Source organism: Salibacterium lacus (assembly GCF_042684865.1).
GTDB classification, from domain to species: Bacteria; Bacillota; Bacilli; order Bacillales; family Marinococcaceae; genus Salibacterium; species Salibacterium lacus.
In genome coordinates this window covers 146889-165784 of record NZ_JBHUML010000005.1, presented here as the reverse complement: position 1 = coordinate 165784, position 18896 = coordinate 146889, and the positions used below count along the sequence as shown (strand labels likewise).

At 50.9% G+C, this 18896-nt stretch carries 15 protein-coding genes; 8 read left to right on the top strand and 7 right to left on the bottom strand.

Annotated elements, in window-relative coordinates:
• Positions 1 to 292: 292 nt before the first annotated feature.
• Positions 293 to 1672, bottom strand: a complete 1380-nt coding sequence (gene gdhA, locus ACFSUB_RS13885; protein WP_380713862.1) for an NADP-specific glutamate dehydrogenase — start codon at positions 1670 to 1672, stop codon at positions 293 to 295.
• Between the two features lie 143 nt (positions 1673 to 1815).
• On the opposite strand from gdhA (ACFSUB_RS13885), the gene ACFSUB_RS13880 reads away from it, so the two are divergent.
• Positions 1816 to 2580, top strand: a complete 765-nt coding sequence (locus ACFSUB_RS13880) for a TatD family hydrolase (protein WP_380713861.1) — start codon at positions 1816 to 1818, stop codon at positions 2578 to 2580.
• 683 nt (positions 2581 to 3263) lie between these two features.
• Here ACFSUB_RS13880 and gdhA (ACFSUB_RS13875) read toward each other — a convergent pair.
• Both gdhA (ACFSUB_RS13875) and ACFSUB_RS13870 read right to left on the bottom strand, forming a co-directional pair.
• A complete protein-coding gene (gene gdhA / locus ACFSUB_RS13875; protein ID WP_380713860.1) occupies positions 3264 to 4646 on the bottom strand; it encodes an NADP-specific glutamate dehydrogenase in 1383 nt (460 codons plus the stop codon).
• A gap of 200 nt (positions 4647 to 4846) precedes the next feature.
• Positions 4847 to 5014 carry a hypothetical protein gene (locus ACFSUB_RS13870; protein WP_380713859.1) on the bottom strand — a complete coding sequence of 56 codons (168 nt, stop codon included), beginning with the start codon at positions 5012 to 5014 and terminating at the stop codon, positions 4847 to 4849.
• Between the two features lie 145 nt (positions 5015 to 5159).
• Between ACFSUB_RS13870 and ACFSUB_RS13865 the strand changes: the two genes are divergently transcribed.
• Positions 5160 to 6050 (top strand): LysR family transcriptional regulator, encoded by an 891-nt coding sequence (locus tag ACFSUB_RS13865; RefSeq protein WP_380713858.1) that lies wholly within the window; start codon positions 5160 to 5162, stop codon positions 6048 to 6050.
• Between the two features lie 475 nt (positions 6051 to 6525).
• On the opposite strand, the gene ACFSUB_RS13860 is transcribed toward ACFSUB_RS13865, so the two are convergent.
• Together ACFSUB_RS13860 and ACFSUB_RS13855 are read right to left on the bottom strand one after the other, a co-directional pair.
• Positions 6526 to 7635 carry a 5-methyltetrahydropteroyltriglutamate--homocysteine S-methyltransferase gene (locus tag ACFSUB_RS13860; RefSeq protein ID WP_380713857.1) on the bottom strand — a complete coding sequence of 370 codons (1110 nt, stop codon included), beginning with the start codon at positions 7633 to 7635 and terminating at the stop codon, positions 6526 to 6528.
• 121 nt (positions 7636 to 7756) lie between these two features.
• Complete coding sequence (locus tag ACFSUB_RS13855; protein WP_380713856.1) at positions 7757 to 8647, bottom strand: AraC family transcriptional regulator; 891 nt, start codon at positions 8645 to 8647, stop codon at positions 7757 to 7759.
• 218 nt (positions 8648 to 8865) lie between these two features.
• Here ACFSUB_RS13855 and ACFSUB_RS13850 point away from each other — a divergent pair, with 218 nt between their 5' ends.
• The 4 genes from ACFSUB_RS13850 to ACFSUB_RS13835 all read left to right on the top strand — a co-directional run bounded on the left by ACFSUB_RS13850 (position 8866) and on the right by ACFSUB_RS13835 (position 14060).
• Positions 8866 to 10803 (top strand): glycoside hydrolase family 127 protein, encoded by a 1938-nt coding sequence (locus tag ACFSUB_RS13850; RefSeq protein ID WP_380713855.1) that lies wholly within the window; start codon positions 8866 to 8868, stop codon positions 10801 to 10803.
• 15 nt (positions 10804 to 10818) lie between these two features.
• Positions 10819 to 12105, top strand: a complete 1287-nt coding sequence (locus tag ACFSUB_RS13845; RefSeq protein WP_380713854.1) for an ABC transporter substrate-binding protein — start codon at positions 10819 to 10821, stop codon at positions 12103 to 12105.
• Between the two features lie 247 nt (positions 12106 to 12352).
• On the top strand, positions 12353 to 13228 hold the full coding sequence (locus ACFSUB_RS13840; protein ID WP_380713853.1) for a carbohydrate ABC transporter permease: 876 nt from the start codon (positions 12353 to 12355) through the stop codon (positions 13226 to 13228).
• Between the two features lie 13 nt (positions 13229 to 13241).
• Positions 13242 to 14060 (top strand): carbohydrate ABC transporter permease, encoded by an 819-nt coding sequence (locus tag ACFSUB_RS13835; RefSeq protein ID WP_380713852.1) that lies wholly within the window; start codon positions 13242 to 13244, stop codon positions 14058 to 14060.
• A 334-nt stretch (positions 14061 to 14394) separates the two neighbouring features.
• Here ACFSUB_RS13835 and ACFSUB_RS13830 read toward each other — a convergent pair whose 3' ends face one another.
• Both ACFSUB_RS13830 and ACFSUB_RS13825 read right to left on the bottom strand, forming a co-directional pair.
• Entirely contained in the window at positions 14395 to 15054 is a 660-nt protein-coding gene (locus ACFSUB_RS13830) for a type 1 glutamine amidotransferase domain-containing protein (protein WP_380713851.1), read from the bottom strand.
• Between the two features lie 71 nt (positions 15055 to 15125).
• Positions 15126 to 15746, bottom strand: a complete 621-nt coding sequence (locus tag ACFSUB_RS13825) for a flavodoxin family protein (RefSeq protein WP_380713850.1) — start codon at positions 15744 to 15746, stop codon at positions 15126 to 15128.
• A gap of 110 nt (positions 15747 to 15856) precedes the next feature.
• Between ACFSUB_RS13825 and ACFSUB_RS13820 the strand changes: the two genes are divergently transcribed.
• Both ACFSUB_RS13820 and ACFSUB_RS13815 read left to right on the top strand, forming a co-directional pair.
• Positions 15857 to 16342 carry a metallophosphoesterase family protein gene (locus ACFSUB_RS13820; protein ID WP_380713849.1) on the top strand — a complete coding sequence of 162 codons (486 nt, stop codon included), beginning with the start codon at positions 15857 to 15859 and terminating at the stop codon, positions 16340 to 16342.
• 222 nt (positions 16343 to 16564) lie between these two features.
• On the top strand, positions 16565 to 18895 hold the full coding sequence (locus ACFSUB_RS13815; RefSeq protein WP_380713848.1) for a CBM35 domain-containing protein: 2331 nt from the start codon (positions 16565 to 16567) through the stop codon (positions 18893 to 18895).
• The last annotated feature ends 1 nt before the right edge of the window (position 18896 follow it).

Genomic DNA, 18896 nt, shown 5'->3' with positions numbered 1-18896 from the left:
GTCGCTGCATTTCAACCAATTATTCATATTTTCTTTGCATCCGTGCGTCTATAATAAAAGGAAAAGACATCCACGAAGTAGTTCGGCATAACAGACAAAACTGTCGGTGCCGGGAGCGCATTACCAGCCAAATGGTGCTGTATACAGGCGGAGTAGTGTCGAATACATGCCAAATCGGCCGCGATACATGCCAACCCCGCAGCAATACATGCTGAATTCCAGAAAATACGGGCCGAGGCCGGCAGCTGCATACAAAAAAACGGAGCCCGGGCTCCGTTTTTTTACATTTCTATTATACGATCCCCTGCTTGATCATCGCGTCGGCTGTTTTGATGAAGCCGGCGATGTTGGCGCCGGAGGCCAGGTCGCCGGAACGGTCGTAGGACTGGGCGGCCTGGGTGCTGTTCTGGTAGATGGTTTTCATAATGTCCTGTAATTTGTCGTCGACCTCCTGGAAGGTCCATGCCAGACGGCTGCTGTTCTGGGCCATTTCGAGAGCGGATACAGCGACACCGCCTGCGTTGACGGCTTTGGCCGGAGCAAACAGGACGCCCGCCTCCTGGAACGTGCGGATCGCCTGCAGGGTGGACGGCATATTCGCGCCTTCCCCGACCGCTTTGACGTTGTTCGCCGTTAACGTCTTCGCTGCTTCTTCGCTGATTTCATTCTGCGTCGCGCAGGGCAGGGCGATGTCGCAGGCTGTCTGCCAGATAGCGGACGGATTGTCGTGATGCTCGGCATCCGGATGATAGGCGGTGTAGGCGGACAAACTGTTTCCCTGCCTCTGTTTCACGTCCCGCACCGTTTCGATATTTATGCCGTTTTTGTCGTAAATGAACCCGCGCGAATCACTGCACGCCACGACGTGCGCGCCGAGCTCGGCCGCTTTTTCCATCGCGTGGATCGAGACGTTACCCGCACCCGACACGACGACGGTTTGATTCTCAAACGACTGCCCGTAATCTTTCAGCATCTCTTTCATAAAATAAACGGCGCCGTACCCGGTAGCTTCCGTGCGGCCGAGAATACCGCCGTGCTCGATCGCTTTGCCCGTGAAAGCGCCGGATTCAAAGCGGCCGCGCAGTTTTTTGTACTCACCGAACATATAGCCGATTTCCTTCGGACCAACACCAATGTCACCGGCCGGAATGTCGGTATCCGGACCGATATGGCGATGCAGTTCATTTATAAAACTCTGGCAGAACCGCATGATTTCAGCGTCCGATTTTCCTTTTGGATCAAAATCAGACCCGCCCTTACCGCCGCCGATCGGCTGCTCCGTCAAAGCATTTTTCAAAATCTGTTCGAATCCGAGAAATTTAATCGTTCCGGCGTTCACCGATGGATGAAAGCGTGTGCCGCCTTTGTACGGCCCGAGGGCGCTGTTGAACTGCACGCGGAACCCGCGGCTGATGTGCACGGACCCCTCATCGTCGACCCACGGGACACGGAAGGTGATCATCCGCTCCGGCTCGACCATCCGCTCGAGAATATTTTCCTTCCTGTACATCGGATGGGCTTCAAACACAGGTTCCAACGCATCGAAAATCTCCCGCACGGCCTGATGGAATTCATCTTCGCCCGGGTTGCGTTCGACCACCTGCTGATACACGCGGTCTATGTAGGCACCGGCTTCGGTTTGTTCGTTTTTTTCTGTATGGGTGGTTGTCATGATTGATTCCAGCCTCTCTGTTGAAAGTTGTGCTGCCAGAGGAATGATACCCTCTCTGTTTCGGTGAAAAACACAGCGGGAAGGGTTTGCAGTGGACCGCAGAGGGAATACGGAGTATAAAAAAGAAACAGGAGGCGGGAGTCGTGTTTGATGCGCATATTCATTTGGAACAGTACGATAACCTGGAAGAACGGATAAAACGATGGCGCGAAGCCGGTGTGGAGCAGGTAACCGCGGTGTCCAACGACCTCGCCTCGTCGTACAGGACGCTCGAAATCAAGGAGCGTTATCCGGATTTTGTCAGGGCGGGGTGCGGGTTTCATCCGGAACAGCCGCTGCCTGAGACGTCGGAGTGGGAAGAGTGGAAGCGTCTCGTGAAGCTCGAGCGGGAGCACATCGCCTGCATCGGCGAAATCGGGCTGCCGCATTATGAGCTTGAGTATCTGCTGTCGCCGCTCGAAGCATATGAGGAATTTTTCGTGGAGTGCCTGCTTATCGCGCGGGAGTTGAAACTGCCGGCTGCGCTGCACGCGGTGCATGACAAAGCAGCAATCGTGTTTGAGATTCTGCGCCGGGAAGCGCCGTCTGTCTCCGCCCACTTTCACTGGCTGAAAGCACCGGAAGACGTAGTGGCACGTATCACGAAGGCAGGATATATGGTGTCGGTCACACCCGAAGTCTGTTACCGGGAACGGGACCAGCGGCTCGCGGCCGTGGTACCGCCCGGCCAGCTGCTTGTCGAAACCGACGGTCCGTGGCCGTTCCAGGGCCCGTTTGCCGGAACGGAAACCACACCGGAGCTGCTCCATGATGTAATCACGACGCTTGCCGGTATAACAGGGGAAAAGGAAGCAGATCTGGCGGCGCGCACGCAGAAGAACGCAGAGCGGATGTACGGCGGTATGTAGAAAATGGAGGCGTTTGTTGCTTTCAGGTTGTGTGGAAAGCAGGGGGACGCACGTTTGTTGGGAATGGGTCATAAGGCACTTCAGAGGATCCATCGTCCCCCTAAACGTCATCAGGAAAGATTCCCAAAGCACTTTAGAGGGTTCCGCATTCCCCTAAACGTCATCATGAACGAATCCGAGTTACGTTTAGCCGGGAAATGAAGGGATAAACGTAACCCGGGGCTCGGGCGGCTGCGTGAAAAGGGAGAGGAATAGTCCATAAAGCACTTTAGGGGGTAACGCAGGCTTTCAAACGTCGTTGGGCATGTTGCATGAGGCACTTTAGAAGGTTCCGCATTCCCCTAAACGTCATCATGAACGAATCCGAGTTACGTTTAGCCGGGAAATGAAGGGATAAACGTAACCCGGGGCTTTGGCCGCTGCGTGAAAAGGGAGAGGAATAGTCCATAAAGCACTTTAGGGGGTAACGCAGGCTTTCAAACGTCGTTGGGCATGTTGCATGAGGCACTTTAGAAGGTTCCGCACTCCCCTAAACGTCATCATGAACGAATCCGGGTTACGTTTAGCCGGGAAATGAACGGATAAACGTAACATAAAGCCAATAAACCGTCTGTTCCCGGCATACATCATAAAGCCGGATGTCTATCAAATAGACATCCGGCTTTATTGTATGCTCCTGAATATTAAACGACCCCTTGGTCTACCATGGCGCCGGCGACTTTGAGAAAGCCGGCGATGTTGGCACCGGCGGCCAGATTCCCGGATTGACCGTATCTCTCCGCAGCCTCCACGCTGTTTTGATAGATGGTTTTCATGATATCCTGTAACTTTTCATCTACTTCTTCAAATGTCCAGGAAAGCCTTGTGCTGTTCTGGGCCATTTCGAGGGCGGATACAGCGACGCCGCCTGCGTTGACAGCTTTGGCTGGTCCGTATAATACATCATTATCCTGGAAAACATGAACGGCATCCAGCGTACAGGGCATGTTTGCTCCTTCTCCCACTGCTTTTACGTTGTTCGCGGATAAAAGCTTCGCCGCTGTTTCATCCAGTTCATTCTGGGTCGCACACGGCAGGGCGATGTCACAGGGGAGAGACCATATGCCGGATCCTGTTTCTCCGAATTCGGCATCGGGATGTTCGTTCACGTACTCGGCGAGGCTTTCTTTCCGCTCTTCTTTGATGTCCCGGACGGTCTGCAGGTCAATGCCGCCGGGATCATAAATGTACCCGTTTGAATCGCTGCATGCCACAACGTATGCCCCGAGCTGAGCCGCTTTTTCCATCGCATAGATCGATACATTTCCCGAACCGGATACAACGACGGTCTGTCCCTCAAAGGATAGTCCGTTATCTTTGAGCATCTCCTGCATGAAATAGACCGTGCCGTAGCCGGTGGCTTCTGTCCGGCCGATACTTCCGCCGTACGGCAGTCCTTTCCCGGTCAGCGCGCCGGCTTCAAAACGCCCGCGGAGCTTTTTGTACTGCCCGAACATATACCCGATTTCTTTGGGTCCGACGCCGATATCGCCGGCCGGTACGTCTGTATCCGGACCGATATGACGGGACAGTTCGGTCATGAAGCTTTGGCAGAAGCGCATGATTTCGGCGTCCGATTTTCCTTTTGGATCAAAATCAGATCCGCCCTTACCGCCGCCGATCGGCTGAGATGTCAGGGCGTTTTTGAAAATCTGTTCGAAGCCGAGAAACTTAATGATGCTGGCGTTTACGGTCGGATGGAAACGCAGACCCCCTTTGTACGGCCCGATCGCGCTGTTAAACTGCACCCGGAATCCGCGGTTGACCATCACATTCCCCTGATCATCGACCCAGGGAACCTGGAAGGAAATCGTTCGTTCGGGTTCCACCATTCGTTCGAGGATTCCATGGTCCATATATGCCGGGTTGGCAGCAAGGACTGGAACGAGAGAATCAACGATTTCACGCACGGCCTGGTGGAATTCATTTTCATTTGGATTACGTTTTGTCACGGTGTCAAATACATTGTCTACGTATTGCTGTGCACGGTTTATGTCAGTCTGCGTCGTATTTACGGCAGTCACCATGTCACTATCCCAACCTCTCTTCAACACAGACAGTTTAATGTGTTTATTCTGAAAAATCTGTTACAAAGTATTTTATACGTAATAGCTCAATCAAAACAATACGAAGTAGAGATTGGTTTCATGCTTTTATGAGATAAGAATGAAATAAAGGGAATGGGGGATGTATGTAATAGACAGCCGGCCGGCTTAGGAGGGGGGGATTACTGGTTGTCAGATGCGGGTTGAGCCACAGGACGCACATGGTTCGTCCCGTATTTCCGGTTTACCTGTTCTATCCGTTTTCTGCGGAGGGACTCCGACATCTCCGGTTTCGTGTAATCTTCTCGTATGACCTCTTTCTGCCATAATTTCCAGGATGCTTTGTTCACAAGAATTTCTCCTTTCCCAGACAGTACTATGTTGAATCATTGTAAAGGAAACGATTCAGGTGTATTGTAAAAGAGCAGGATTGTTCTAATCAATATAAATAAAAGATAGAACCTATATCAAAATGCGATGAACGGAGAGTCCAACGTGGAAATACGACAGTTGAAATATTTTATGGAAGTAGCCAAACGGGAACATATTACAGAAGCTGCCGAAGAACTGCATGTTGCGCAGTCTGCGGTGAGCCGCCAGATCGGAAATCTCGAAGCGGAACTTGGTGTTGATTTGTTTGTCCGGCAGGGAAGACGGGTGCGTTTAACACCGGTGGGAAGAGTGTTTCTGGAAAGCTCCAAAAAGTCGATTCAGATGCTGGAAAACGCGACGCAGGAAGTGCAGGAATACCTGCATCCGCACCGCGGAACCATCCGGATCACGTATCCGATCAGCATGGCGGCGTATACGCTTCCGACCGCGATCTCCTCGTTCCGCCAAACCTATCCGGATGCCAACTTCCATTTGAAGCAGAATGTTTACTATGATGTGATTGAAGAAGTGATGAGCGGCGAATTCAATATGGGACTGCTTGCTCCGGTTCCTGAGGACCATGACCACGTTTACGGACACGTGCTGTTCACCGAAAATGTGATAGCGTTGCTTCCTCAGGATCACGTTCTTGCCGACGAACCGCATGTCACGCTGCATCAGCTGCGGGAAGAATCGTTTATCCTGCTTCCGGAAGGGATGCATTTCCGGGAATTGGTGATTGAAGCGTGCCGGAAACAGGGATTTGAACCGAAGACGGCCTTTGAAGGGGATGATGTGGATGCGTTAAAAGGGCTGGTATCGGCGGGCCTTGGCATAGCGTTGATACCGGAAGTCACCCTGGTGGATACAACGCCGCGCTATACCGTGAAAAAGAAAATCCGAAACCCGGATGTCACGCGCACCGTTGGTCTGATCACACCGAAGGAACGGGAGCTTCTGCCGACGGAACGAATTTTCTTCGACTTTCTCCATGATTTTTTCTCCTCTTTTTAAGAACGAGGGGAGACGGCGGTGCATGGAAAATCCAGGACGGGTCCGAGGTTTGTTGCGTTTAGGGAGCGGGGAGGCGGTCAAACGTCGTTAAAAAAGCTTCCCAGAGCACTTTAGGGGGGCCGGCGCCCTGTTAAACGTCATCATGAGCGATTCTACGTTACGTTCAGCGGGAAAATGAACGGCCAAACGTAACCTGGAGCTCGTGCCGCTGCGTGAAAAGGGGGAGGAAAAGTCCCTAAAGCACTTTAAAGGTTCGCGCCGCCTTTAAAACGTCGTTATGAATAGTCCCTAAAGCACTTTAGAGGTTCCAGCTCCCCCTCAAACGTCATTATGATCCACCCATAAAGCACTTTAGCCGACCCATCACTCTACTAAACGGTTCCGGCGGGCAAACGCGATGTAGAAAACCCAAGCCTCAGCACATAAAAAAAGGGCAGGGAAAGCGCCGTGCTTTCTCCTGCCCTGTCTCTATATTTTACTTGCTGCCCCATACGTCGTCGGCGATGCGCTTGACGTGGCGCAGTTTTTCCCATTGCTCTTCTTCGCTCAGAATGTTGCCTTCCTCGGTGGAGGCGAAGCCGCACTGCGGGCTCAGGCAGAGCTGATCCCGGTTCACGTAATCGGCCGCTTCGTCGATACGTTTCTTTACGTCCTCGGGATCTTCGAGCTCGCCGAACTTCGACGTAATAAGACCGAGCACGATGAAGAGGTTTGAGCGTTCTACGAAGCGGAGCGGTTCAAAGCCGCCGGCACGGTCGGTGTCGTACTCGAGGAACAGCCCGTCCACGTTCAGCTTCTGGAAAATGGTCTCCGCTACTCGTTCATAGCCGCCGGACTCAATCCAGGCGGAGCGGAAGTTGCCGCGGCAGATGTGCATCGTGATGGTCATATCATCCGGACGGTCCGCGATGGCGTCATTGATGGTTTTAGCGTACCAGTTCTTAATATCTTCGGGATCAACGCCTTCCCCGAAAATCTCTGCGTCATGATTTTCCGAGCAGAAGTGCGACCAGGACGTGTCGTCAAGCTGCAGGTAGCGGCAGCCTTCGTCATAAAACGCCTGAATCGCTTTTTTGTAAGCCTGGGCCAGGTCGTGGAAAAACGACGCCAGGTCCTCATACGCGCTCTCGGCGAATTCGGTGCGGAAATGAAGCATGCTCGGACTCGGAATCGTCATCTTCGCCTCATGATCACCGGCAACGCTTTTGAGGAAACGGAAATCGTCCACCATGGAATGCTCGTTGAAATCGATTTTTCCAACAATCCGGATGGCACGTGCTTTCGTCTCAACGCCTTTAAACGGAATACCGGATTCGGCTTCATACTCTTCCACCCCGTCGAGTTCGGCGAGAAAATCATAATGCCACCAGCCGCGACGGAATTCGCCGTCGGTCACAGCATGAATACCGGCTTCTTTCTGCTTCTCTACGATTTTCGTAATCTCCTGATCTTCGATGTCGCGCAGCGCCTGTTTATCAATATCCCCGTTTTCAAAACGCTCTCTCGCGTCTTTGATAGGTTCCGTCCGAAGCAGACTGCCGACATGATCGGCGCGGAACGGAGGTTTTGTTGATGTAATACTCATGACTATCCCTTCCTTCTCCTGAAAAGTTTCCACCCTATTGTAACACGTTAAAGAAGAAAATCGTACGAAAAATCAGAATCACATTCGAAGGAGAAAAAATAGATGAAAAATGTGCTGTGGATCACGTATTATTCATATGCGTGCGGTAGAATGCTTTTCGGAATTCAGTCGGTGTCATGTTTTCATATTTTTTGAACATCTTCATGAAGTATTTTTCATCCTCAATGCCAAGGGCTGCCGCGATTTCTTTCACACCACTGTTCGTGCGGCTGAGCAGCTCTTTTGCTTTGGAAATCTTAAGCAGATGGATGTATTCGCTTAGATTCATGCCGATTTTGGATTTAAACAGCCGCGACAAATAGTTTTTATTGTAGTTGAACTGCTCCGCCACTTTTCCCACCGTGATATCCTCAAACGCGTGAACCCGCGTCCACTCCATGATTCTAACCAGGTGATGATCCATTTGATTGTCTTTCAAATCATAATAGAAATTCGTGATATTCTGCTCGGACAGCTCAATCAGCAGGGACGTCAGTAAATAATGGACGCTCGTTGAGGTGTAGTAATTGGAGTTGTCGATATGAAGCAGCTGCTGAAACAAAATATTGACGCGGTCCGACACAGCACCGTGAAAATACTGCGGCAGGTAAATATCGGAAATCGAGCTTTGGGTATCAGGATTTTTTCTTAAGCGGGAGATCTCCTGATCCATTTCTTCATTGCTGATATGATATACCGGCGAGGGGGATACAAAGTGGACCCAGTAAAACGAAAGCCCCGGGGCACACGGACAGAATCCTTCGTGAATCTGATCCGGCAGCACGAGCATTGTCTGTCCGGGATCGATGTTGTATTTCTGGTCCGACTGCTCCATATACAAGGTATCGTTGACCCCGATAATCAGCTCGTAACTGTCGATGACTCTTTTTTCATGCGTCCATGGTTTACTTGAGATAAACTGCCCGGCTGAAATAAATTCCAGTGGTTCTTTCGTGCTTGTTTTGATATGCATCCGTATTCTCCTTTGCACATATAGTAAGAAAAATACACCTATTCTTCCATATGAACTACCGACACCGTCACACGGTAGTGATATGATTTCGTTAGAAGGATAAGCTGAAATGACATATCAGGGGGTTCCAGGTACGGCGGCGCCTGGAATCCGGTGACTGTCCGGGTCATTATATTCCACTTATTCTTATATCTATTACTCGAAAGGAGATTCGCCCAATGGCAAAAATGACAGCGCTATCAATATCAAATATAACATTTTCAGATAATTTATGGAAGAAGAGACAGCAGCTCATAAGAGAATCGGTCATCCCTTATCAGTGGGACACACTGAATGACAATGTTCCCGGGGTGGAACCAAGTCATACGCTCGAAAACTTCAGGATAGCTGCAGGACTTTCAAACGCGACGTATTACGGCATGGTGTTTCAGGACAGTGATTTGTACAAATGGCTGGAAACGGTAGGGTATTCGTTATCGATGCACCGGACCGAGGAATTGGAAAAAAAGGCGGATGAAGCGATTGATTTAGTCGCGGCCGCGCAGGAGGAAAGCGGCTATATCCATACGTACCATCAGTGCGTGAGGCCTGATAAAAAGTGGACGAATCTCCGCGATGACCACGAACTGTACTGCGCCGGACATCTGATGGAAGCGGCTGTTGCCTATTTTGACGCGACCGGGAAGACAGTACTTTTAAACGTTGCCTGCCGGTTCGCCGATCTCATCTCAGACTTGTTCGGCCCGGGGGAAAACCAAATGAAGGGATATCCCGGTCATCCGGAAATAGAGCTTGCACTGCTGAAATTGTATAAAGCAACGGACAACATTAAATATCTGAATAGTAGCAAATTTTTTATTGGTGAAAGAGGAAACGAGCCGCACTATTTTGAATGGGAAGCCGCGAAGCGGAGCGACAACAAGGGAACCCCGCCTTCTTACTGCCAGTCTCATCTTCCGATCAGAGAGCAGTCGAGCATAGAAGGGCACGCGGTCCGCGCTGTTTATCTCTATACAGCGGTGGCGGAACTGGCGGCGGAAACGGGGGACCCTGAACTGGTGGAAGCAAGTGAACGCGTCTGGCGAAATATGACGGATAAGCGGATGTATGTGACAGGCGGCATCGGTTCGTCCCATTATCATGAATCGTTTTCGTTTGATTACGACCTGCCGAGCGACAGGGCCTATACCGAAACGTGCGCGTCCGTCGGGCTCGTCTTTTGGGCGGACCGGATGCTGAAACTGACAGAGGATGCCTCTTACGCGGATGTGATGGAGAGAACCATCTATAACGGTCTCCTCTCCGGCATGTCGCTGGACGGTACGAAGTATTTCTACGTGAATCCGCTGGAAGTGTGGCCCGAAGCGGTGAAAACACGGAATGATCTATCCGACACGGAACTGGAGCGTCAGGGCTGGTTTGTGTGCGCGTGCTGTCCGCCTAACATCGCCCGTTTCATCAGTTCGTTCGGAGATTATGTCTACGCCTGGAAGGAGGACAGAAAGGAACTGCAGGTCAACCTGTATGCCGCCGGGGACGCAGTATTTTCAACAGATACGGAAAACATCCGTGTCCGGCAGACGACGGAGTATCCGTGGGGGGAACACGTATCCTTTACGATAGATTCAGACAAAGGGGGTGTGGAGCTGACGCTGGCCCTGCGCGTACCGGGCTGGTGCCGGAATCCGGAATTAAAAGTGAACGGGAAAACGGTGGACCTTGAGGACGTCACAGAAAACGGATATGCCAAAGTGCACAGATACTGGCAAAAAGCAGATGACGTGACGCTGTTTCTGCCAATGGAAGTGGAATGGATCCGCGCGGACACAAGAGTGCGGGAGAACATCGGAAAAACAGCGCTGCAGAGGGGACCGATGGTGTACTGCCTGGAAGAACACGACAACGGAAGTGAACTACAGGAAATTCTTGTGTCGGACGAAAGCCCTTGTGACGTGACGTTTGAAGAAGGAGACCTTGGCGGTGTCAACGTGATTACCGGGCGGGGGTACCGCGAAACGCTGCACGGCGATGCGCTGTACACGACACGCCGTCCTCATAGAGAACCGGTTACGTTTAAAGCTGTTCCTTATTTTTCATGGGCCAATCGAACGCCGGGGGAGATGAGAGTCTGGCTCCGGGAAGCGAAGGACGACTAAAAAAGGAGGGTTATCATGCGTACAATGAAAATGGTTGTCATCTTTCTTGTCGTTGTGTTGGTGGCCGGGGCATGTTCATCAAATGCTGGAAACGACGGGGCAAATGAAGGAGGAGAAAACAGCAGTGACGCCGTGACGCTGCATATGGCGAAATTGGAAAGCGATCCGAACGGCATGATGGAAGAAGCCCGGCAGCGGTTCAACGAAGAACATGATGATATCCAGGTGGAATACGTGGAAATGTCGAACAACGCGTCGGAAATGCACGACCAGACCGTGACGCAGCTGACAGCCAAGTCCGACAATCTGGACATTGTGAACCTGGACGTCGTATGGGTGGCGGAATTCGCCGAAGCAGGCTGGCTGAAACCGCTCGATGAATTGTTCACCGAAGACATGCAGTCCAACTATATCGAGCGCCAGGTGGAAGCAATGAAATATGACGGTAATATCTGGGCGGTCCCCTGGTTTAATGATCTCCACCCTCTCTGGTACAGACAGGACTTATTGGAAAAATACGACCGTGATGTGCCGGAAACGTATACGGAAGCAGTAGAAACCGCTCAATTGATTCAGGAAGAAGAAGGAATGCAGGGGTTCTCCATGCACTGGGGACGTTCCGAGCAGCTGATTGTAAGTTTTACCGAATTCCTGCACTCCAAAGGCGGAAGCTTCTTTGACGAGCAGGGGAATGTCACGATAAACAGTCCGGAAGCGGTGGAAGCCCTGCAGTTTATGGTGGACATGATTGAAGAGTACGAAGTCGTTTCCCCGTCCGCGATAGGCAATTCCACGCCGGATGACGCCCGGATTCCGTTCACGCAGGGACAATCGGTGTTCCACCCGAACTGGGGGTATGTATACAGCGTGAACCAGGCCGATGATTCCCCGGTGAAAGATAAAACATGGGTCGCAAGCAATCCAGGTTTTGAAGGCGGACAGAAAGCCAACGCTGTAGGCGGATGGAACTTCGCTATTGCTGATCATACCGAGCATGCGGAGGAAGCTTGGGAAGTTATACAATGGTTTACCACCTTTGAAAATCAGAAACAGGTATTAATGGGAGGCGGCCAGGTCGGTACCCACCTTGACCTGTATGAAGATGAAGAAGTGCTGGAAGCAAACCCTTATCTCGAAGAATACCTGACAGTGTTTGACGATGCTTCAACCAGACCTACCCACCCGCAGTATGCCCAGGTCTCCGATATCGCGCAGTCCCATATTCACGAAGCGTTGAATGGAGACGTGTCCCCGCAGGAAGCATTGGATGCCCTGGCATCGGAGCTGAAAGAGTTAAACTAAACAGTCGGAGTAAAAAATAAAGGGGCTGTATCAAAAGCCATTAAACGTTAAGGCATCCGCTGCAGGCGGACGCTTGCCGCGGGCAGCGCCTCAGCTACATCAAACGGTAAAACCGCCGTTTGATGGGATCTTCGGCTGCTGCTCTTCCCGCTGGCGTCGCCGCCTTCCGCTTCTGCCTGGGGTGAATTTTCTATATTACAGAAAAGGAGCTGCACCTTTTGATACAGCTCCGAAAGGGGGTTGTAACATGCGGTATAAGTATTTACCTTATGTATTGTTGGTACCTATGTTCGTCATGATTATCGTTATTGTGTTCATACCACTTTTGACAACGCTGACGTACAGTTTTCAGTCGTATCAGCTGTCTGATCCGAATGCGGACAGTGGTTTTGTCGGACTGGAAAACTATATCTCGCTGTTTCAGAGCGAGAGATTCCGCTCCTCGATTGTGACAAGTCTCATTTATATTCTCGGCAGTGTCGCCGGCATGCTTTTCCTTGCTTTGATCACGTCACAGCTCGCGAATCAGTCATTTAAAGGACGGTCGCTGTTTCGTGCGTCGATCCTGCTTCCCTGGGCAGTGGCTCCGGTCGTTGCGGCACAGGCGTGGAAGTTCATGTATGACGCGGATTTCGGCATTATAAACCAGGTGTTATCGGGGATTGGTCTTATTGAGAGAAATATTCCATGGCTTGTTTCGGATAACCTTGCCATGCTCAGTGTCGTAACGACAAATATTTGGAAAACCACTCCGTTGTTAACGTTAATCGTTATATCGGGGCTGCAGACGATATCCAAAGATTTATATGAAAGCGCGGATATGGATGGTTCGAGTGCATGGCAGAAGTATTTTCATATTACGCTCCCCCTGATTAAGCCCTTTATCATGCTGGGACTCATCTTTACGACGCTGCAGACGATCAATGTGATAGATATCGTGTACGTGATGACCGGCGGCGGACCCGGAGAAGCGACGGAAATTTTCACTCTGTATAACTACAAAGTGTTTTTTCAATATTTGGACTTCGGTTTAGGCGGAGCGATGGCCGTTATCGGAGTGATTGTTGTCGGCATATTGATAGGATTTTATGTCCGCGGCATGAGCAAAAATATGGATGGCTGAAAGGAGGGGAAACATGAAAAAGAAATTGGGACCGTTATTCTGGACCTTTTTCATCCTTATTGTGCTGATTAATCTTGTTCCTTATCTATGGACGGTTTTAACGTCCTTCAAGTCGCAGAACCAAATTTTTGAGGCGGGGATTTTTCCGGCCCCCTTCATTATAGATAATTACGTGCAGGTTATTCTGGAGAGCGGATTTTTGTCGAATATCTGGAACAGTTTTGTCGTATCCGGCGTAACGTCGATCGTCTGTCTGCTGATAGGCGTTCCGGCTGCTTATTCGTTTGCAAGACTAAGTTTCCGCTTCCGAAACCCGCTGTTTATGCTGGTTCTGTTTATTACGATTTTTCCGGGGATATTTATTATCAGTCCGTTGTTTGATTTCCTGCGCAGCATCGGTGCCATTGATACGTATTTTGCGTTGATTCTGCCGTATGTTGCTTATTTCACCCCGCTTGTCGTGTGGATTTTGACCGGCTTTTTCAAAACGATTCATCCGTCGATTGAAGAGGTGGCGATTATGGATGGGTGCGGGGTGTTCCGGATGATTGTCAAAATATTTCTGCCGCTGTCCATCCCCAGCATTTTGACGGTGGGCATCATTGCGTTCACGCTCGCATGGAATGAATTCCTGTTTGCTTTGATTTTTACATCGTCCGAATCGGCAAGAACTGTACCGGTCGCGATTTCGCAGTTTCAGGGCGTTCATTCCCTCGACTGGGGACAGATGACAGCCGCTGCCGTGATCGCAACCATCCCGATTGTTCTCATATCCGTCGTGCTCCAGCGCTACATCATCAGCGGGTTGACCGCCGGAGCTGTGAAAGAATAAAGAAGGTATACGCTGGGACTGCCGGGGGCCGGGGCGTCTCCGTGGACACTAACATTGTGCGGCAGCATGCATAGTGTCCACGGAGGTAGTGTCGATGGACACTATAAGAATACTTCGGATAGATAGTGTCTACTCCTTTTCACCGGAAGATACTAATTCCTGAATGAAGCGGCATAGTGTCCACGACATGATGGTCCGTGTACACTGCGTTCTAATTTTTCAGTGATAGTGTCCACGGCGTATGAAGGAACCTTTACTGGTTTCCTTATCCAGTACGCAAAAAAGGGACTGCACCTTTGTGGTACAGCCCCTTTCATCATGATGAAAACATGTTTTAGGATTCGAGCGTTTCGACGACTTTTTCCGCGGTGCTTTTACTGGACTGCGGATTTTGGCCGGTGACGAGCTTGCCGTCCACGACGGAGAAATCGCTCCAGCTTTCGCCGCGTTCCATATTGGCGCCTTTTTCGCGGAGCTTGGATTCGAGCATGAACGGCATGTGCGCATCCAGCTGCATTTCGATTTCTTCATCGTCGGTGAATGCTGCCACGCGTTTGTTTTTCACAACCGGTGTGCCGTCGGCGTATGTGGCGTTCACCAGACCTGCCGGGCCGTGGCAGACGGCGCTGATGACGTTGTTTTCTTCCGCGAAATGCTGCAGAACGTTTTGAAGCACGTCACTGTCCGGGAAGTCGAACATCGTGCCGTGGCCGCCCGGAAGGAAGATAGCGTCATAGCCGTGTTTGTCTTCTTCACTCAGTTTCACGGTGTTTTTCAGAATACCTTCTGCTTCTTTCCACTCTGCACGGTCTTCGATGCTGTTTGGGTCGAGCGGAACTTCGCCGCCTTCAATGCTTGTGACTTTGATGTCATAGCCCTGCTCTTTAAATACATTGTATGGAACCGCAAATTCCTCGAGCCATAATCCTGTTTTGTGATCGTCGGTGATTGTGGTGTGGTTGGTAACCACCATTAGTACCTTTTTATCTGCCATGGTATCGTCCTCCTTAATCAATGTGCGGTTTTATCATATAATACGGAACCCGGTACTGTAAAAAATATTGCTCAGCTGCTGTTGCCCCGCGTGGGTATCGGGGTTTCCCGCAGCATCCGGGCAAAATGAACAAGGTTATGCGCCATCATTTTCGTGTTTTTCTTCGTGAATTCACTATCCTGCCCGGCTTCGATATAAGATGGCCCGGGTCCTGCTTCCCCGACCCAGTAGGCGTCGACGTTTGGTGGAATCGTGAAGCCGATGTGCTGGAGTCCATATAATATCGGTTTTGCTGCACTTTTCGCCCCGTCTTCGTTTCCTGTTACTACCACGCCTGCTACTTTGTTATAGTAAATGCCCTGGCCTTTCTCATTTGTTTCCCCGCTGGAGGCATACAGCCGCTCAATTGCACGAACGGCAAGGCTGCTTCGTTCTCCCAGCCAGACCGGGGTTCCGATCACTACGATATCCGCCGTTTCCACCTTTTTTTTAATGAGAGGCCACTCATCCCCGTTTCCCATATCCGGTGCTATGCCGGGGTGAATGTCAAAATCCGCGGTCCGTACTTCTTCCACGGCCACGTTTTCCTGTTTCAGCCACTCTCCGGCTTTTTCCAGGAGTGCGCTTGTATTCGATGTAGTGTCCCCCGTTTTTAACGAGGTATTCAGGAATAATGCTTTTAACTCTGCCATCTTATGACTCCCTTTACATAAAGCTTCCTTTCTTTGGTTTCCTCCTTTGTCCGGGATGTAAACCTCTATGTGTAAAAGGTATAATAGAAGAAAAAAAGGAGAAAGCAGCTATGACGAGAATCGTTGTGCTTGGGGATACCCACATACGAAAACCAGAGTACTCTCTGCCGGGTAAATTAACAGAGGAATTAAAAACGGCAGATCAAATTATCCATACCGGGGACTGGCAGGTGCCGGAGGTGTATGACCAGCTGAGGCAGTACGGGGAAGTCACCGGTGTCTACGGGAATGTAGATGGAGAGGACATGAAAGAGCTTGTACCGGAAAAACAACACTTCCTAAAAAAGGGCTGGAGCCTTGGTGTGGTCCATGGTCACGGCGGGGAAAAAACAACTGAAAAACGCGCACTTGAAGCCTTCGAGGAACCGCCCGATATTCTCATCTTCGGCCACTCCCATCAGCCGCTCCTCCGCTACAGCGGCAAAACCTTGCTGTTTAACCCGGGATCGCTCTTATACCGGCGCCGAGCTCCGTACTGCTCCTTCGGTCTCCTGCGTCTCGGGGAGACCATAGAAGCTTCCCATGTTTTTTTGTGACAGGTTATGAAATAAAGTAAGAATGTTCCACCTATTCTTCTGTTCCAGCTACCGATTTCATGGATATAGAATGGTATCCTTTGAGTAACAGCAAAACCATGACATCTTTACAGCGACAAAAAATGATCGCGCTTACACAAGGTGTCGGAACACAGGGGACAGGTTTTTTATCCGGAAGATTGGCTCTTTTACCATTCTATTTTCATCAAGGAGGAATAGGGGATGAAAGAAAAGCTGAGGTTGGCAGCAGCGGGACTTTTCATTGTTGCCGGTACCGGCGCGGGCGTTCCGTCGCATTCGGACAGCGTGAAGGCAGAGGAGAACGGAACCAGTGACGTGGAAACACTGCGGGTGGATGTCGGTCATGAATACCGGCCGGTTACCCAGGTAGCGTCAGGGGCTCTTTACGGGCTGGGCGAAGCAGGATATCCGCCGCAGGAACTGGTGAATCCGACAAAGCCTAAAATGTTTACACAGATGGCTCCGGGCGGCACTCATTTTCCAAATGGGGAAACAAAGGTATTGGGAGATTCCCTGGAAGTGGCGCCAATCGCGGAAGAGGCCAAGGCATCTGTCACGATCCGGATGCCTGATATCTACCCGGACTTTCCTTATCAATGGGAAGGGTGGAATGACTGGGAGACGAAAGTGAGAGAAATCGTTCAGGACACGAAGGAATCCGAATCAGACAACATTTATGGATATGAAATATGGAATGAACCGGAATGGACGTGGGATGAAGAAGCGGCGGGGCCCTTCCTGGAAGGCTGGGAACGAACATACAATCTGATCAAAGAAATGGACACAGAAACAGACATTATCGGCCCCAGTTTCACCCAGTACGATGAACCGCTGCTCCGGGAATTTTTAATTCACGCGAGAGATACGAATACCCTGCCCGATATAATGAGCTGGCATGAGCTCGGGAATCCGGAAGGCAATCATGAAAACGGACCGGCACCATGGGCGATTGAATCGCACGTAGAGGACTACAGGGCGCTTGAGAAAGAGCTTGGTATCGAGCCGCTCCGCATTAGTATAAATGAGTACGGTGTCCAGTCCGAGCAGGCGGTGCCGGGTGCGATGATCCAGTACATTGCACCATTTGAAAGAGCCGGCGTGGATACGGCCAACCTGGCTTTCTGGTACCGGCCCGGACGTCTCAGTAATTTATTAACGAGTGACATGGAACCAAACGGTGCATGGTGGACGTACAAGTGGTACGGGGACATGTCAGGAAACATGGTGATGACAGAACCTGCCGCCACAGACGAAGCCGGACTCGAAGGGACGGTGAGTATCAGTCAGGACAAAGAAGAAATAAAGGGAATCTTCGGCGGTCATGACGGAGACGGCGTGCTTTCCATCGACGGATTGGATGAGGCCGCGTTTCTGGATGATACCGCCCACGTGAAGGTGGAAGAAGCGTCGTGGCACGGAGTAGACACGCCGTTAAGTGAACCGGCGACCGTGTTTGAGGGAGAATTCACGCTCACCGGTGACAGCCTGACGATTCCAGTGACGGATATGGAAGAGTCATCCGGTTACAACCTGACCATCACGAGCTCTGGAGAAGACGCGTCACGCTATGAAGCAGAACATGCTGCTGAACATCCGGGTCAGGAGGCAGATGCCGGGACCTATGTGTCCAATAACAAATACGTGGCTCTCGAGGATGACAGTCTTGATTTTCAGGTGAATGCTCCGGAAGACGGGGAGTATGAAATAGAGCTGCGGTATGCAGGTATAACGGATGGTGATGGAGCGCAGGAGCTGGAGATAAATGGAGCTCCCCGGGATATCGCTCTTTCAGAATCGCCAAGGTCCGGCTATGAAACCTTCCGCACGACAGCTCATCTCGATGCTGGCAGCAACACTATACGTCTATCGGCGGACGGCACGGTGGACGTCGATTACCTTCAGGTTGGCACGAAGCCGGAGGGGCCGTTCCATCTCCGCGCGGAGGCAGAGAATGCTGCGATTGAAAATGCTGTAACCCATCATTCCAGCTATGCCTCAGATGGAGAGTTTGTAGGCAATATTGACTATGATGACAGCAGCGTGACCTTTGATATCGAAGTGCCGGCCGGCGGCGCATACACGATGGAAATCGGCTATGCGGACGGAACAGATGCCGAGAGCACCCATTCTCTTTCTGTGAACGGCGGACAATCGTCGGAGATAGCGTACGAGAATTCGGGGGGATGGATGAGTGATGTTCCCAATTTCGGTACAAGAAACCTGAAAACGACCGAGATTGAGTTAAACGAAGGGGATAATACGATCACGTTCGAAAAGGGGAGCAGCTATGCCGAACTAGACTATATCGCCCTCACCAGATCGATTACCCCGGATACCCTCCGCCGGGATGTAACGACATTTACGGACGAAGGTTTGATCAAAAACAAAGGAATAGCAAACAGCTTACAGGCGAAGCTGAAACAGGATAATCTCCAGCCTTTCATCAATCATGTTCACGCGCAGCGGGGAAAGCATATTTCCAAACAAGCCGCAGATTCATTACTGCGGGATGCAGAACAGATGATGCGGTAAG